The organism is Halorientalis sp. (assembly GCF_028275115.1).
GTDB lineage: Archaea > Halobacteriota > Halobacteria > Halobacteriales > Haloarculaceae > Halorientalis.
Map to the genome: position 1 here is coordinate 70,208 of NZ_JAQCNH010000092.1, position 14,844 is coordinate 85,051.

Sequence of the window (14,844 nt, forward strand, 5' to 3'; positions counted from 1 at the left end):
GGCTTCGCCGAACTCGTCACTGGTCGCCGGAACCAGTAGCTATTTGCGACCCACCCCGCACCCACCGGACGAAGATGACCGTCCTGTCAACCGAAGACGAGGGGAAGTTCCTCATGGACGTCGAGGGCGAACAGATCGGAATCGTGACCGAAGTCGACCCGGACGCACAGGTCGCGTACGTCGAGCCGAACCCGAACATCGGCGAGGCCTGGATTCAGGGGCTGGGCTTCGGCGACGCCGATGAAGACGATATCGAACTGCCGGCGGAGGCCGTCGAGACCGTCACCGACTCCGAACTCCGCGTTACGGCCGACCTCTGAGATCGAACGGGAACGTGCGCTCGACTGCCCGCTTTTTCCGCCAACGATGAACCCCTTCGAGGGACGCTGTAATCGGCTCTCTCGCAAGGATTATATGTCCCCCGCGTCTTCTGACGAAGGCAATGGCAAACGGTACGGTTGACTTCTTCAACGACACAGGCGGTTACGGTTTCATCGACACAGAGGATGCGGACGAGGACGTGTTCTTCCACATGGAAGACGTCGGCGGCCCGGACCTCGAAGAGGGACAGGAAGTCGAATTCGACATCGAACAGGCCGAGAAGGGTCCGCGGGCGACCAACGTCACCCGCCTGTAATCGGTCGAGTTGCGTTCTTTCATTTATAACCATCGTAGCGGCTGCACCGGGTTTTCAGATGTCTTCGGCCGTCAGCGGTGCGTCCGAGCGGTAAGCCAGTCCCATCCGGAGCCCGGTGGGATCGGTCGGCGGGTCGGCGGGGAGCGTCCGGACCGAGCCTGGTCCCGGCTGTGCGGTGTAGCCGAGTGCGACGGCGTTGAGCACGTCCGCGACGGCGACGGCGTGGCCGGCGGTGGCCTCGGCTGCGCTCTGGACGACCGGCGGCGCGTCCCGGTCGAAGGTCGCGAGCGCACGCATCCGCTCGGCGTAGCCCGCGGCCGCTGCAGGGTCCTCGGACAGCGTCGTCCCAGCGAACGCTCGAAAGCAGACCTCCGGGTGTGCCTCGGCGATCACGGGCTGGGCCTCTGACACCTCCTGCAGGAGATCGTCGAGGGCGACGATGGCGTCACTCCGCTCGAACGCCGTTCGCGAGAGGTCGTGGCCGGTCTTGCGCTTGGTGACGTGGGCGGCCGCCGGGTACCGGCGCTTTCGCGCAGCTTCCCTGACTGGCGGGTCGGTGACCGCGTCGGCACGGGGGCCCAGCACTGCACGGGCCGCCTGCTCCTGTGGTCGCGGCACCTCGGCGCCTTCGAGGAGACCGACGGGCACGTCCACGAGAATCGACTCCGCGACTGCCTCGTAGTTGACCCAGACGTTCCCGACTCTGGGGAGTACGTCGGCGTGGTCGAACCCGTCGGCGGTGAACGCGGCCGCTAGCCACTCACCATCGCTGTAGATGACACCGACGTACAGGGGCTCGTCGCTCATCGGCCGAACTCAGGGCTGCGTGGACAAAAATTGCGGGGCAACGTCTGACACGCATCACTTCGGTTCTCTGTCGCCCGCTATCAGGAACCGAAGACTACTCGGCCCATGGCGCCGACCCGTCGCACATGGAACGTGTGGACTTCGACACGGCCGAGGCGTACGAACCGGACGAGGGCTGGCGACGGGTCGCCCTCGCAGGCGGCGACGACGCCAGTCTGGAATGGTTCGAGAAGCCGCCGGGCCACTCTTCTCCGATGCACGACCACGAGAACGGACAGGTCTGTCTCGTCTTGGCCGGGGAACTCACCGTCCACACCGAGGACGACGCGGCGACGCTCGCACAGCACGACTCCGTGCGGCTCGACCCCCGGGAGTCACACCGGGTCGAGAACACCGGCGAGGAAACCGCCGTGGGACTGGATGTCTTCACGCCCGGCCGTTCCTTCGAGTTCTGGACCGACCGGGAGTAACTCAGTCGGACGCGGTCAACTGGGTCAGCGGCACCAGCCGATGCTGGACGGTCGGCTTCGTGTAGCCCGTCGGTTCGCCAGCCTCACCCCCGTGGACCTCGACTTTCTGCTGGACGACGTGTGGTTCGCCTTCCCGATTCCGGATGACGTCGATTGACTGCCAGGCATCCACTGGCATACCCGGCTTCGACGCTCCCGCTACGTTAGCGTTACTGCCGTGTCGGCCGCCAGTCGGACGGACGGCGTACGCCATCCCGGCGTGACGGTCCGCCTCACTCGCTCAGGCGAGTGACCTCCTCGTCGGTGAGTTCGAGCGCCGTGGCGGCGACGTTCGCTTCGAGGTGATCGACGCTGGATGTGCCGGGAATCGGCAGTGTTACCGGCGAGTGCTGGAGATGCCAGGCGAGTGTGACCTGCTCCGAAGTGGCGTCGTGGTTGCCGGCGATTCTCTCGATCACGTCGGCTTTCTCCCCGAGGTCGCCGGCGCCCAGCGGGAACCAGGGAATGAAGCCGATACCGTACTCCTCGCAGGCTTCGAGGACGCGGTCCGAGCCACGGTCGGCCTCGCGGTCGCCGGGGTTGTAGCGGTTCTGGACGGTCGCCACGTCGACGAGGTCGCGGGCGGTCTCCAACTGCTCGACGGTGACGTTGCTCAGGCCGACGTGGGCGACGAGGCCCTCGTCTTTCAGCCCGGCGAACGCCTCGACCGACTCCTCGAAGGGCGTGTCCGGGTCGGGCCGGTGGAACTGGTACAGGTCGATCTCGTCGACGCCTAACCGGTCGCGGCTCACGAGAACCTGGTTGCGAATGTACTCCGGGTCGCCGTGGGCGAGCCACTCGCCCTCTCGGTTGCGGAGCAGGCCAGCCTTGGTGGCGACGACCGTCTCGTCCGTGACACCGGATTCACGAATGAGCCGCTCGTTCACACCCGGGCCGTACGAGTCCGCCGTATCGACGAAATCGACGCCGATGTCGGCTGCCCGCTGGAGGACGTCGTGTGCGGCGTCCTCGTCCGGAGGTGGGCCGACGATGTCAGGACCACAGAGTCGCATCGCGCCGAAACCCAGCCGGTGGACCGTCAGCTTACCGCCGATGTCGAACGTGTCGCTCCGGTTTTCGACCATGGCAACGCTGGGAACGCGACCGTCAAAGGTGTTCGCTCGGCTCAGTCCTCGCCGCCGACGAGGACAGTCTTGAGACGGCAGCCCCAGTTCGGGCAGCACAGCGACCGCCACTTCGTCGGGTCGAGGTCGCCTATCGTCTTGTCCGGGCGGCCGCCTCGCGGCCCACGTCGCGTTCACAGGTGTCACAGTGGAGCTCCTCTCCCATGACCGCCGTTTCGGGTCCGCCGGCCAAAACGGCTTCCGGAAGCTACCCACCCGCCCGGCCCGGGCCAGTCCATTCGTAGAGGATCTCCGATTGTTCGCCGTCCTCGCTCGTCCACACGATTCGGACGGCTGCCCCGCCGAGGTCGAGCTACTGACGACCGGCTACCGGACTCCCGGCACTCGTCGTGAACGCCGTCCTGTCGAGCACTAGCGTTCCGAGGACGTGAGTGCCTCGCCGACCTGTCCTTCGAGCGTACTCCCGCTGTACGCCACCGGTGTCACGCTCTCTGTCGTCGCGTCCTGTATCCGCAGACTGACCTCGCCGGTCGGCACGGGGTCGCCGCTCTCGTGCGTGATCCGGAGCGTCCGGCCGTCGCCAACGGCACTGTCGTTGTGCGTTGTCGACGCCGAGAACGACGGCCCTGGCTCCTGCAGTTCGCCATCGTACTGGAACAGGGACACTCCGACACCCCCGAGGAGTAGCGCTGTGACCCCAATCAACAACGCGATGCCAACGACCTCACTGACACCGACTGTATCGCGCCAGAACCCCGCCCCCCGACCTCGATCCCGGCTCATACCGCCTTCCGTTCGGTCTCTGTAACTTAATACATCGTTCCGCTTCGAAGAATAACGCTACCTGCGGCCCGCTCGGCCACCTCCCCGAGTTCCGAAAAAAAAGACGTTTACTCAACATGCACAATCGGTATGAAATACGGCGACAGTAGAGTGTGGGGACCGCCTATCGGTCGCCGAGGACAGTTATGACACGGCGCTACACCGACGCAGCGAACACGGGTGTGCCGGTCGTTCCGGTGCTGTCGGAGCGGCGCGACATCGCCGGCGACGACCACGACGAACAGGTTCTGAGCCCCGCAGTCGACCTGTATAAAACGTTTTTGACGCGAACTGGCGACCGCCAGCACAGGCACCCAACTCGGTGGCTGTCTCCTTCTCGAGCACGACACACGGTGACGATGCCCGAACGGCCGGAGGAACTGGACGAATTATCAGCCGCTGTCGCCGAGGCGGCGGGCGGTCGAGTCCGGCCCGACTGGCCGGCCGCAGCCACCGACGACGCGACGACCCGGGGGCCACACCGCCGCGGAGTTCCGGCGCGTCACGACCCTGCAGGACCACCTGGCCCATCGGGAGCACGCGACACCCGCGCCGTACCTGGACGCCCCAACCCCACTCATTCGCTTGCCGTCGAACCCGACACTCGTGTCGCTCGTTGACCGCTGGACCGTCACCGACGGCGCGACGAGGGGCGCGAGCGACTGCCTCTTCGTCGACGCCGGCGGCCGGGGGACCGACTTCTCACGCCCGCTATCGAGCGCATCCGCGACGTGAACGGCTCCCCTCGTCACCGCCACAGACACCGAGCAGTGCCTGCTCAACGCTCACCAGCACGTCGCCGATATCCGGGCCGAACACGGGGACGACGCTGCCCTCGAAGACGCGGTTCGCCGGGTACTCGACCGCGTAGCCGCTCCGTTTTCGGCCGAGTCAGGCCAGGGGTAGCAGGTCCTCCGGTGGGCTGCCAACCATCTCGTCGCGGTCGTGGTCGGCCTCGAAGTCAAGGTCGGGCCCGACCGCGACGATCCCCGACGGGGTCACGTCCGGATGGGTCGTGTAGTAGTGTTCTTTGATATGGCTCATCTCTACCGTCTTCGCGACGCTCGGCGTCTGGTAGAGGTCCCGCAGGTACGGCCAGAGGTTGTCGTACTCGTGGATGTGCTGACGGTTACACATGAAGTGGGTGTGGTACACCTGGTCGAACCGAACGAGGGTAGTGAACATGCAGATGTCCGCCTCCGTCAGCCGGTCACCCGCGAGATAGCGCTGGTCGGCCAGAACCGAATCCCAGTGGTCCAGCGCCGTGAACAAGTCCTCGACGGCCTCGTCGTAGGCCGACTGGCTCTGTGCGAAGCCTGCCCGGTAGACACCGTTGTTGATCGGCTGGTAAATGTCGTCGATGATCTGGTCGACCTCGTCCTGGTACCCCTCGGGGTAGAGGTCCACGTCGCGCTCTGCGACTCGATTCATCTCCGTGTCGAGCATCCGGATTATCTCCGCGGACTCGTTGTTGACGATGGTCTCCTCCTTCTTGTCCCACAGTACGGGTACCGTCACCCGACAGGTCGCCTCGGGATCGGCTTCGACGTAGGCCTCCCGGAGGTAGTCGAAGCCGCTGACCGTGTCGGCCGTACACCCCTCCTTCTCGGGCGTGAACTGCCAGCCGCCCTCGCCGCGATAGGGGTCAACCACGTCGACCGTGATTGCGTCTTCAAGCCCCTTCAGCGCGCGGACCAGCAGCGTCCGGTGCGCCCACGGGCAGGCGTAGGAGACGTAGAGGTGGTACCGCCCGGCTTCCGCGGGGAACTGTGCGTCGGGGTCGTCTTCGATTCGGCTCCGGAAGTCCGTGGTCTGGCGCTCGAACTCGCCGTCCTCGTTGGTCGTTTCGTATGCGTCGGTGCGCCACTCGCCGTCGACGAGTTTGTTCATACACCCCATTGGGTCGCCGGACGTAAAAACGGGGTAGTGTAGTTGATGTAACCGGACACCGTTGGCCGGTCCACGTGGTCAAGACAGTGTCGAGTCGTGACAGTTGTGATTCCTTTCGGCGACCACGTCGGCCCCGTTCTCACAACCCGACACTGGGTTGCCCGCCGGACTGTGCGCGACGGCTTCATCCGCGGCTCCCACCGTCAGGAGGACGGTCAGCAGGGCCGCGAGCACGATTTTTTGCGAGTGCTGTGCGACGGCGTCGAACGCCAGGTCTCGTATCGGTGTCATCAACTGGTTCCGTCAGAACATACCTTCTTCAACTGTTCAATCGAACAGAAACCCGGGACCCGTCTCCCTGCCGTTGTTCGTAGCTCCCGGACGGCGGCGATTCGTCCGCACGGGGCCGGCACGGTCCGACTGCGCCCTGCCCTGCTCCAGTTCGACGGGTTTTTATACGCCCTCAGCCTCGATTTCGTCAAGAGACACATATGTCGGACAAGCCTGCCTCGATGTACCGGCAAATCGACAAGCCGTCGTACACCCGCCGTGAGTACATCACCGGAATCCCCGGCTCGAAGGTCGCACAGCACAATATGGGCGATAAGACGACCGACTCCGACGAATACGCCGTCCAGATCAGCCTCATCGTCGAGGAGGAGGTCCAGATCCGCCACGGGTCCTTAGAGGCCTCCCGCCTGTCGGCCAACCGGTACCTGATCCAGGAACTCGGCGAGAAAAACTACAAGATGCTCCTGCGGAAGTTCCCCCACCAGGTCATCCGGGAGAACAAACAGGCGACCGGAGCCGGCGCGGACCGCGTTTCCGACGGGATGCGCCAGGCGTTTGGAAAGATCGTCGGTACCGCCGCCCGCATCCAGAAAGGCGAACGTCTGTTCACCGCCTACTGTGAGGTGGACCAGGCCGAAGAAGTCAAGGAAGCCTTCCGCCGCGCCTACAACAAGATTTCGCCGCCCTGCCGAATCAAAGTCGAACGCGGCGAAGAACTGCTAATCGCCTGAGTACGGCGGCACTCCCCGCCCGTTTCGTTCCCGGCAAGTCGTCGTGTCAGTGAGTGCAAACCGCCGACGGTCCAAGCAGGCCGTCCGTGCTTCGTCGTCCTCACTCTTCGTCTCTCACCCCGACGGTCAGTACGGGTACGTCCACCGTCCGGACGGCTTCGCCGTGACGCTGTCACACAGATACCGATCCAGCCCGCGCCGTCGAGAGACGCCGTGGTGGTCCCGACCAGGGCGTGGGCCTGTGCCCCGTGTGCCTCGGCCTGCTCATAGCGTGTCCCAGCACGACCGCCGCACCTCGTCCCCGTCCGCCGGGAAGAGTGACTGAGACCCGGAGCGGGGCCCCCGCTGTCGCTCTGTGGGTCCAGTCGAGACGCGGTGAACGGCGGATTTTAGTCCGCGCGGCACGGGTGTGTGGTCATGCTACGGCTGGCGGTCGCAACCGACGCGGAGACGTACAAACGGCTGCAGGACCCGCTCGAAAAGCGAGAGATCGCGGTCGAGTCCGTCCACACTGCGGAACGAACACTGCCGCTAACCGACGCCGAGGCCACCGCCGAGTTCGACGAGTTCGATGCCGGGTTCGTCTACCCGCCCCGCATCATGGAAGGCGGCGTCGCCGACGCTCTGCTCGGCGTTCCGTGGGTCAACGACCGCGAGGCCATCCTCACTTCCCGAAACAAGGCCGACGTAATCGCCCGTCTCGACCGGGCCGGCGTTCCGGTGCCAGAGACCGTCGCCGTCTCGGACCCGGTCGACCGGGCGGCCCTCGTGGCGGCCTTCGAGCGGTTCGAACCGCCAGTCGTCGTCAAGCCCAACTCCGCCACCCGCGGTGTCGGCGTCGCGAAGGCCGCCGACCTCGACTCGTTCCTGGGCATCGCCGACTACCTCGACCTGGTCCACGACTACCGCGCCACCGGCGACCAGTCGTTCCTGCTCCAGGAATATCTCCCCGACGCCCGGGACTTCCGGGTGATGCTCGTCGACGGCGAGTACGTCGGCGCGGTCGAGCGCCGGCTCCCCGACGACGCGCTGGCCGCGGGCCAGTGGAAACACAACGTCCACCGCGGAGCCGAGGCCACCGGTGTCGACCTCCCGGCCGAGTTGCGCGATCTGGCCGAGCGCGCCGCCGGGGCCCTCGACATTCCGTGGCTCGGCGTCGACCTGCTGGTCACCGACGACCGTGCCGTCGTCACAGAGACCAACGCCCGCCCGACCGTCGACAGCGCGATGAAGTACGAACCCGGCTTTTTCGACGAGCTGGTCGCGCTGATCCGTGAGACTGTCTGACGCGGGACGCACGGTCGTTCGACGCGACGGTATGACTCCGGACATGTTACTCCAAAGAAATATGACCAAAGTACGGGGAAACCAACCTGAGCCGCCCGTTTTTGGCACTCGGGCTCGTACTCGCCGGTGGTGTGGCGGCCGGAACCGTCCGGGACGGGAGCCCGTCGCTCCAGCGAGCCGAAACCCTCAGCTTTGGCTGGTTGCCGGTCGCGTTCACGCACGGCTACCGGCCGCTCCGGGAGTCGATGTACGGGCGGTCAAGGCGACTGCCCCGGGGTGAGGGTGAGCTCACGGTCGGGTGGTGAGCCTGTTGTTCACCATGCTGTTTGCTACGTTCTTCTACCTGCACGGGAGCCGCGGACCGCTGGTGCCGTTTGGCCTGTTCGCCATCGCGATTACGGCGCTCCGTCACCGGTTCTACAGGCTCGGTGACGACGAGAGCCGACGCGGTCAAATCTTCTAAAAATCAGATGTCGATATCTGCCGAATCGTCGGCGCGGTCGAACGTCACTTCGAGGACGCCGTTGTTGTAGGTGGCGCTGGCGGAGTGTTCGTCCACGGTCGCGGGCAGGCGGATACGCTCCTCGTAGTCACGCCGGTCGGAGGCGGCCGCGACGGTCAACACGTCGCCGTCGCACTTCAGGTCGATGGCGTCTTTCTCGACGCCGGGGAGGTCCGCGACGACCCGTAACCGCTCGTTTTCCTCGAACACGTCCAGATGGAGATCCGAGCCGAAACCGGTGGAGTCGCCCCGGTCGATGTGGACATCGTCGCCCATCATCTCGTTCATGACCCGCTCGATCTCGCGGAGAATGTCGTCGATAGGATCGTGGTCGTCACGGCCGTTATTCATGTTTTTACATAACGTATGGTCGCCAGAAAAGGTTTCTGTCCCTGTCAATCCTCGACTCCCGGGGACGCCGACTCAGCGACCGAGCCCCATCCCGAGGGCCTCGTTGGTCCGCTCGATACTTTCGCGACGGTCGGCGGTCCCCAGTACGGCACGGATCGCGTCGACGTTCTCGGGCACCACGTCGGATTCCTGGTGAATCGCCTGGAACAGGTAGAGTTCGCCGCCATCTTCGACGGTGATCGACTCGCCCCAGATCGCGTTCTCCCACACGTCACCGCGCGGCCGACCCGAGTCGAGGGCGAACTCCTTGAGCCTGCCCGAGCCGTCGATGCCCATGTGTTCGGGGACGACGAACAGGCGCGACTCCCCTTCGAGCAGTTCGCGGACGCCCTCGGTGTCGGCCTCCGTCCCGAGTTCGACGTTGACGCTGTGGGTGTGGGTTAGCGTCGCCGGGACCTTCATCCCGAGCGTGTCGATGTCCAGGTCCGGGAAGATGGTGTTCACGTCCGGGCCGTGGTGGGAGGGGATCGTCACCGGGTCCGGCAGCGTATCGTTGATCGGGCCGCGCGAGGACTGGGCCGGGTCGCCGCCCCGGCGGACGAGCGTCGCACGCACCTTCTCGACGCCGTACTCTTCATCCAGCGCCGCGACGAGTCGCGAGAGCCCGGTCGTATTACAGGAAACGACGCGCGTGTGACCGGCGCCTTCGGCCTCCGCGAAGTTGGCTCGGGCATTGAAACTCACGTCGACCAGATCGGCGTCCTCGCCACCCTGGTAGAGCGCGGGTGTGTCGTACTCCTCGTACATCGGCTTGTTCTCCGCGCCGATGCCCGAAGGCGTGGTGTCGACGACGATCTCGCTTTTCCGAACGAGTTCCTCGACCTCGCCAGCTATGTCGATGCCAGCCTCGTCGAACTGCTCGACCCGCTCGGGAACGGCGGCGTACAGCGGGAAGTTGTTGCTGACGGCCTGCTCGGCCTCGAAGTTCGGCCGCGTCTTGGCGACGCCGACGACGTCCATGTCCGACTGTGCGCGGACGGCGTCCGCGACCCGCTTCCCGATGGTCCCGTACCCGTTGATTCCGACCTCGACTGTCATGTACGGGGATGCCGTGGCGACGGGGATAATCGTTTCGAGGTTCCGTGGTGTGAATTGACTCGGGAGCGAGTCACGGTTCGCCGGCAGTGGAGGCACAACGACTAATTCTGCGGGCCACTCAGAGACAGGTATGACACACGATCGACTCCGGGGACCGGCCGAGACGGCCGTCCGGAAGTGCATGCGCCTCCAGCCGAACGAGTCGTGTCTGATCGTCACCGACCACGAGCGCCAACCCGTCGGTGAGGCTCTCTACGAGGTGGCAAACGAACGCACCGACGACGCCAGCATCGTCCGCTATCCGCCGGGCGACCAGCACGGCGAGGAACCGCCTGCGGCCGCCGCCGCTGGCATGCGGGCCGCCGACGTGGTGTTGGCCCCGACGAAAAAGAGCATCACTCACACCAAGGCCCGCTCCGACGCCACCGAGGCCGGCGCCCGCGTCGCCACCCTCCCGGGAATCACCGAAGAGGTGTTCGTCACCGGGCTTGACGCCGACTACACCGAGATCAAGCGACACTGCGAGGACCTGCACGCCGAGGTCTCGGGGGCCGAGACCGTCCGCGTCCAGACCGAGCGCGGCACAGACATCGTGTTCCGCCCCGGCGACCGGGAGTGGCGAGAGGACACCGGTATCGTCCACGAACCGGAAGCGATGTCGAACCTCCCCGCTGGCGAGGTGTTCCTGAGTCCGGAAACGGCCAACGGCACCTTCGTCGTCGATGGGACGATGATGCCCCACGGCCTGCTCGAAGAGGGACACGTCCTCGAATTCGAGGTCGACGACGGGACCGTTACCGAGGTTTCCGATGACGGTGTCCGCGAGGAACTGGACGCTGCCGCCGAGGAAGTCGGCCAGGACGCATACAATCTCGCGGAACTGGGCATCGGCACGAACGTCGGCGTCACCGAACTGGTCGGGTCCGTCCTCCTGGACGAGAAGGCCGCCGGCACCGTCCACATCGCCATCGGTGACGACCACGCCATCGGCGGCGACGTGGAGGCCCCCATCCACCTGGACGGCATCGTTCGGGATCCGAAGGTGTACGTGGACGGTGACGAGATCAACCTGCCCTCGGGCGTCTGAATCGCGTTCGGCCCGCTCTCACACCCTGTCGGCCCGTGAACGGCCGGCACACGCCCTGCCGGTCAGCGAGCTTTTATGTACGCACTGAGTACATCTAAAATATGAGTACGGAAGCCGGGGACAGGGTCGCCATCGCCTGTCCGTCCTGTTCGCCCGAGTTCGAGACGATTCACGAGGTTCTGACGACCGGTGGCGGTGCGGCGACGCTGCGGTGTACCGAGTGTGAACACGTCCACAAAGAGAGTCTGCCGGAAGAAGAGACCGCGCAACTCGACGTGGTAATCTCCCAGGACGGGGAGTCCTTCTCGGCACAGATCGAAGCGCCCGCCGACGCCGACCTCTCGACCGGCGAGGAGTTCGTCGCCGAGACCGACGCCGCGGTGATGACTGTCCGGATCACCAGCCTCGAAATCGACGACGGTCGGGTCGAGTCCGCGCCGGTCACCGACGTCGACACCGTCTGGACCCGCGCCGTGGGCAACGTTTCGGTCAACGTGACCAAACACCCCAAAGACGGCCGCCGCGAGTCCACCGAGTCCGCCAAGGTGCAGGTGCCCGGCGACCACGACTTCGTCGTCGGTGAAACTGAGGAACTGGGCGCCCTCGAGTTCACCGTCGAGGGGGTTCACGTCCGCGACGACGCCGAGGGGTACGAGTTCGACAAACTCGACTACGAGGGCGACACCGTCGCCGCCAAAGACGTCAAACGGCTGTACGTCCGCGACGAGACGTCGACTGCCTGGTCGGCGTGGTAGCATGGACTGGGCGGCCCGACGGGAGGCGATGGTCACCTCACTCGAATCGGCCGGCCGCGTCGACGACCCGGCCACGCTTGCGGCGCTCCGTGCCGTCCCGCGCCACGAGTTCGTCCCCGAACGCGGTCGCGATTCGGCGTACGCAGACACACCTCTTCCAATCGGTGACGGCCAGACTATCAGCGCGCCACACATGGTCGCGATTATGACCGACCTGCTCGACCTGTCACCAGGCGATGCAGTCCTCGAAATCGGCACGGGTTGTGGCTACCACGCCGCCGTCACCGCCGAGCTTGTCGGCCCCGAGCGCGTTTTTTCTGTCGAGTACCACGACTCGCTGGCCGGGCAGGCACGCGACCGACTCGACCGACTGGGCTACGGCGGCGTGTCGGTCCGGGCTGGCGACGGGACGCGGGGCTGGCAGGAACACGCGCCATACGACCGGGCGTATCTCACCTGCGCCGCGCCTGACTTCCCCGATGCCGTCGTTGAGCAGGTTCGTCCGGGCGGTGTTCTGCTCGCACCGCTAGGCACGGCCCGGCAAACTCTCGTCCGCGCTCACAAGCGCGAAGACGGGTCCCTGAACCGAGGCGACCACGGTGGAGTGCGATTTGTCGAGATGCAGTAGCCCGATCCGCCGGCAGCGGGACCCGCCAACCGGCGGACAGCCGCGCAATTCAAGAGCCTCCGCCCGAATCTTCCGACAATGGACCCTGCGGTACTGCGCGACGACATGGTCGACAGCCTCGAACACGAGAGCAAGGGCTGTGTCCACAGCGACGCGATCAGCGTCGCTATGCGGGACGTGCCCCGTCACGAGTTCGTCGCCGACGAGCGCGCTGCCTACGCCGACCGCCCGTTCGAGCGACTCGGCACGCGCGTCCTCTCGCCCAGCACTGCCGCGCGACTACTGGAGGCGCTCTCGCCGGACCCCGACGACTCCGTGCTGGTGGTCGGGGCGGGCGTCGGCTACACGGCCGCTGTGATCGCCGAAGTCGTCGGTGACCGGTCGGTTCAGGCTATCGACATCACTCGCCGCGTCGTCTACGACGCCCGCGAGAATCTCGAAAGCGCCGGCTACGGTGGCGTCCTCGTCGACTGCCGGGACGGGGCCGACGGCCTCCCCGAGTACGCTCCTTACGACCGCATCCTGCTCGAGGCTGCCGCCGTCTCCCCGCCCCGGGCACTGGCCGACCAACTCGCCGAGGACGGTCGGCTCGTCATGCCACTTGGAGCCCACCAGCAGAGTCTCGCCATCGTCGAGGACGCCGAGGTCACCGACCGCCTCGGCAGCGTCGCGTTCAGCCCCATGCTCGTCGAGGGCGAACAGGCCGATACGCCGGAACGCAACCGAACCCGCCGGGAAGACCGGGAGTACGAACGCCGGGATGCCCGCCGTCGCCGCGGCTGGGAACAGTCCTGGATCGACTGGGACGAGGCCGCCGACGCCGGTCGCTCCTACGAGGACTGACCCGAGACGACTAGCAGTCTCGTGTTCTCCCGTTCGTCGGTGTAGCCTCCGCCCGCGGGCGGTTTCACGTCCAGCGTGACCGTCCCTTCCTTCTGGTTCGGGCCGAGACTCGGCGCGAGCCGTAGGGTCGCCTTTCCGTCCGGGCCGGTCCTGGCCGGCCGAATCGTCGAGAGCGTGGCGGTGCCGCCCTTCGCGACGACGGTCGCGTTGGCCACCGGCTCGCCCTTCGGCGTGACGACGGTGACCGTAATCTCGTGGTTGCCCTCGGCCACCACTTCCGGCTGTGGGTTTACATCGAGTTCCGTAACCCCGAGTGTACTGAGGCCACCGATAGTATTCATCATGACGCTGAGGCTCGCGATACCCACTACCAGCGCGATAACGAGTCGCACCGGTAGCCCTTCGATTGCCCGTTCGTCGCTGGTGAAGCGCTCGAACATGAGCCGAACTGGTCGCGGTTTGTGGGTTAAATGCTCGGCCGACAGGGACCGATGTCGCCGGTGGATTCGGCCCCGAGTTATTAGACTCCGTGGGCATGACCCTGTATGCGCTTTCAGTTGACCGAGTCACAGCGGGCCCTGCGTGAGGAGGTCCGAGACGTTGTGGCGACCGAGACCGAACCCTCTACTGCCGACCTGGGCCGATTGGCGACGTATCCGGAGGAGCCCCTCGCTGAACTCGGTGACCGCGGCATCACCGGCCTGACCATACCCGAGGACCGCAGCGGACGCGGCGTGGGACCCCTCGAACTCGCCATCGTCATCGAGGAACTGCCGGCGGCACAGATGGCACTCGCGAGCACCGTAGCGCTCAACCTCGGCGTCGCGACCGCAGTCGAACGGTTCGGCTCCGACCGCCGAGCGCGGGGGTAACGGCTGGGTGCTGAACGGACACGAGCGGTGGGTGACGAACCGTCCGAACGCCGACGTGGTGCTGACCTACGCGAAGACCGGACTCGACGCGGACGCTCTGCACGACAGCAGCGCGTTCCTCGTCCCCGCCGCCGAGTTCGCGGTGGACAACGAGTGGGAGACGTTGGGTGCCAACAGCGTGAACTCACCGCGGGTGACCCTGACTGAACGTGCGCGTGCCCGGCGCGGGCGGTCGGCATCGCCCGCGCTGCGCTCGAAGACACGGTGGCCTACACCGCCGAACGCGAACAGTTCGACCGCGCGATTGGGGAGTTCCAGGGCGTCCGCTGGCGACTCGGCGAGATGGCCGAACGGGTCGATACGAGCAGACTGCTCACGCTCCGGGCGGCGGATCGGGCCGACCGCGGACTGTCCGTCGACCGGACGTTTCCGATGACGAAAGTCAACGCCACCGAGGCGGCGGTGGAGAACGCCACCGAGGCGATGCAACTCCACGCCGGGTCGGGTATACGCGCGAACACGACGCCGAGCGGTACCTCCGTGACGCCCGCCTCCTGACGATCGCCGGCGGGCCCGGCGAGGGCCACCGCGACGCGCTGGCCAACGCCGTCGTCGACCGTGAAACCGAAAATACCGAGTAGCCGCTCGG

22 protein-coding genes and 2 pseudogenes are annotated in these 14,844 nt (G+C 66.0%); 15 read left to right on the top strand and 9 right to left on the bottom strand.

Going from position 1 to position 14,844, the window contains the following annotated elements; genetic code table 11:
• Positions 1–74: 74 nt before the first annotated feature.
• Together Q0964_RS12640 and Q0964_RS12645 are read left to right on the top strand one after the other, a co-directional pair.
• Positions 75–320, top strand: a complete 246-nt coding sequence (locus Q0964_RS12640) for a hypothetical protein (protein WP_299268093.1) — start codon at positions 75–77, stop codon at positions 318–320.
• A gap of 122 nt (positions 321–442) precedes the next feature.
• Positions 443–637: a cold-shock protein gene (locus Q0964_RS12645; RefSeq protein WP_092694539.1), complete on the top strand. Its 195-nt coding sequence runs from the start codon at positions 443–445 to the stop codon at positions 635–637.
• A 54-nt stretch (positions 638–691) separates the two neighbouring features.
• On the opposite strand, the gene Q0964_RS12650 is transcribed toward Q0964_RS12645, so the two are convergent.
• Positions 692–1,444 carry a DUF429 domain-containing protein gene (locus Q0964_RS12650; protein WP_299268100.1) on the bottom strand — a complete coding sequence of 251 codons (753 nt, stop codon included), beginning with the start codon at positions 1,442–1,444 and terminating at the stop codon, positions 692–694.
• 125 nt (positions 1,445–1,569) lie between these two features.
• Between Q0964_RS12650 and Q0964_RS12655 the strand changes: the two genes are divergently transcribed.
• A complete protein-coding gene (locus tag Q0964_RS12655; protein ID WP_299268103.1) occupies positions 1,570–1,914 on the top strand; it encodes a cupin domain-containing protein in 345 nt (114 codons plus the stop codon).
• Between the two features lies 1 nt (position 1,915).
• Here the strand turns inward: Q0964_RS12655 and Q0964_RS12660 are convergent, their stop codons facing one another.
• The 3 genes from Q0964_RS12660 to Q0964_RS12670 all read right to left on the bottom strand — a co-directional run bounded on the left by Q0964_RS12660 (position 1,916) and on the right by Q0964_RS12670 (position 3,821).
• Positions 1,916–2,092, bottom strand: a complete 177-nt coding sequence (locus tag Q0964_RS12660; protein WP_299268108.1) for a hypothetical protein — start codon at positions 2,090–2,092, stop codon at positions 1,916–1,918.
• 94 nt (positions 2,093–2,186) lie between these two features.
• Positions 2,187–3,038, bottom strand: a complete 852-nt coding sequence (locus Q0964_RS12665; protein ID WP_299268111.1) for an aldo/keto reductase — start codon at positions 3,036–3,038, stop codon at positions 2,187–2,189.
• Positions 3,039–3,449: 411 nt separating this feature from the next.
• Entirely contained in the window at positions 3,450–3,821 is a 372-nt protein-coding gene (locus Q0964_RS12670; RefSeq protein ID WP_299268118.1) for a type IV pilin N-terminal domain-containing protein, read from the bottom strand.
• Between the two features lie 645 nt (positions 3,822–4,466).
• Between Q0964_RS12670 and Q0964_RS12675 the strand changes: the two genes are divergently transcribed.
• Positions 4,467–4,595, top strand: a complete 129-nt coding sequence (locus Q0964_RS12675) for a hypothetical protein (protein ID WP_299268120.1) — start codon at positions 4,467–4,469, stop codon at positions 4,593–4,595.
• Between the two features lie 156 nt (positions 4,596–4,751).
• Here Q0964_RS12675 and Q0964_RS12680 read toward each other — a convergent pair whose 3' ends face one another.
• Positions 4,752–5,750, bottom strand: a complete 999-nt coding sequence (locus Q0964_RS12680; RefSeq protein ID WP_299268123.1) for a glutathione S-transferase family protein — start codon at positions 5,748–5,750, stop codon at positions 4,752–4,754.
• A 78-nt stretch (positions 5,751–5,828) separates the two neighbouring features.
• Positions 5,829–6,041, bottom strand: a complete 213-nt coding sequence (locus tag Q0964_RS12685; protein ID WP_299268126.1) for a hypothetical protein — start codon at positions 6,039–6,041, stop codon at positions 5,829–5,831.
• Positions 6,042–6,241: 200 nt separating this feature from the next.
• Between Q0964_RS12685 and Q0964_RS12690 the strand changes: the two genes are divergently transcribed.
• From Q0964_RS12690 to Q0964_RS12705, 4 genes are all read left to right on the top strand, one after another.
• Positions 6,242–6,772, top strand: coding sequence for a 50S ribosomal protein L16 (locus Q0964_RS12690; protein WP_299268129.1), 531 nt, complete (start codon positions 6,242–6,244; stop codon positions 6,770–6,772).
• A 417-nt stretch (positions 6,773–7,189) separates the two neighbouring features.
• Positions 7,190–8,059, top strand: a complete 870-nt coding sequence (locus tag Q0964_RS12695) for an ATP-grasp domain-containing protein (RefSeq protein ID WP_299268132.1) — start codon at positions 7,190–7,192, stop codon at positions 8,057–8,059.
• A gap of 131 nt (positions 8,060–8,190) precedes the next feature.
• Complete coding sequence (locus tag Q0964_RS12700) at positions 8,191–8,364, top strand: hypothetical protein (RefSeq protein WP_299268135.1); 174 nt, start codon at positions 8,191–8,193, stop codon at positions 8,362–8,364.
• Complete coding sequence (locus tag Q0964_RS12705) at positions 8,361–8,522, top strand: hypothetical protein (RefSeq protein WP_299268138.1); 162 nt, start codon at positions 8,361–8,363, stop codon at positions 8,520–8,522. The genes Q0964_RS12700 and Q0964_RS12705 overlap by 4 nt, the downstream gene beginning before the upstream one ends.
• A 3-nt stretch (positions 8,523–8,525) precedes the next feature.
• On the opposite strand, the gene Q0964_RS12710 is transcribed toward Q0964_RS12705, so the two are convergent.
• Positions 8,526–8,912, bottom strand: coding sequence for an Hsp20/alpha crystallin family protein (locus Q0964_RS12710; RefSeq protein WP_299268141.1), 387 nt, complete (start codon positions 8,910–8,912; stop codon positions 8,526–8,528).
• A gap of 72 nt (positions 8,913–8,984) precedes the next feature.
• Positions 8,985–10,010, bottom strand: coding sequence for a type II glyceraldehyde-3-phosphate dehydrogenase (locus Q0964_RS12715; RefSeq protein WP_299268144.1), 1,026 nt, complete (start codon positions 10,008–10,010; stop codon positions 8,985–8,987).
• 130 nt (positions 10,011–10,140) lie between these two features.
• Between Q0964_RS12715 and Q0964_RS12720 the strand changes: the two genes are divergently transcribed.
• From Q0964_RS12720 to Q0964_RS12735, 4 genes are all read left to right on the top strand, one after another.
• Positions 10,141–11,097 carry an aminopeptidase gene (locus Q0964_RS12720; protein WP_299268147.1) on the top strand — a complete coding sequence of 319 codons (957 nt, stop codon included), beginning with the start codon at positions 10,141–10,143 and terminating at the stop codon, positions 11,095–11,097.
• A gap of 101 nt (positions 11,098–11,198) precedes the next feature.
• Positions 11,199–11,852 (top strand): HVO_0476 family zinc finger protein, encoded by a 654-nt coding sequence (locus Q0964_RS12725; protein ID WP_299268149.1) that lies wholly within the window; start codon positions 11,199–11,201, stop codon positions 11,850–11,852.
• Between the two features lies 1 nt (position 11,853).
• Positions 11,854–12,480, top strand: coding sequence for a protein-L-isoaspartate(D-aspartate) O-methyltransferase (locus tag Q0964_RS12730; RefSeq protein ID WP_299268150.1), 627 nt, complete (start codon positions 11,854–11,856; stop codon positions 12,478–12,480).
• A 78-nt stretch (positions 12,481–12,558) separates the two neighbouring features.
• Positions 12,559–13,323 (top strand): protein-L-isoaspartate O-methyltransferase family protein, encoded by a 765-nt coding sequence (locus Q0964_RS12735; protein WP_299268153.1) that lies wholly within the window; start codon positions 12,559–12,561, stop codon positions 13,321–13,323.
• Here the strand turns inward: Q0964_RS12735 and Q0964_RS12740 are convergent.
• Positions 13,311–13,763 (bottom strand): DUF7382 domain-containing protein, encoded by a 453-nt coding sequence (locus Q0964_RS12740; RefSeq protein WP_299268155.1) that lies wholly within the window; start codon positions 13,761–13,763, stop codon positions 13,311–13,313. The genes Q0964_RS12735 and Q0964_RS12740 overlap by 13 nt on opposite strands.
• Before the next feature lie 105 nt (positions 13,764–13,868).
• On the opposite strand from Q0964_RS12740, the gene Q0964_RS12745 reads away from it, so the two are divergent.
• The 3 genes and pseudogenes from Q0964_RS12745 (at position 13,869) to Q0964_RS12755 (ending at position 14,836) form a co-directional block, all read left to right on the top strand.
• Positions 13,869–14,195: an acyl-CoA dehydrogenase family protein gene (locus Q0964_RS12745; protein WP_299268158.1), complete on the top strand. Its 327-nt coding sequence runs from the start codon at positions 13,869–13,871 to the stop codon at positions 14,193–14,195.
• 7 nt (positions 14,196–14,202) lie between these two features.
• A pseudogene (locus Q0964_RS12750) lies at positions 14,203–14,337 on the top strand (acyl-CoA dehydrogenase family protein); the annotation flags it as partial.
• A gap of 122 nt (positions 14,338–14,459) precedes the next feature.
• Positions 14,460–14,836: pseudogene (locus Q0964_RS12755) on the top strand (acyl-CoA dehydrogenase family protein).
• Positions 14,837–14,844 lie beyond the last annotated feature (8 nt).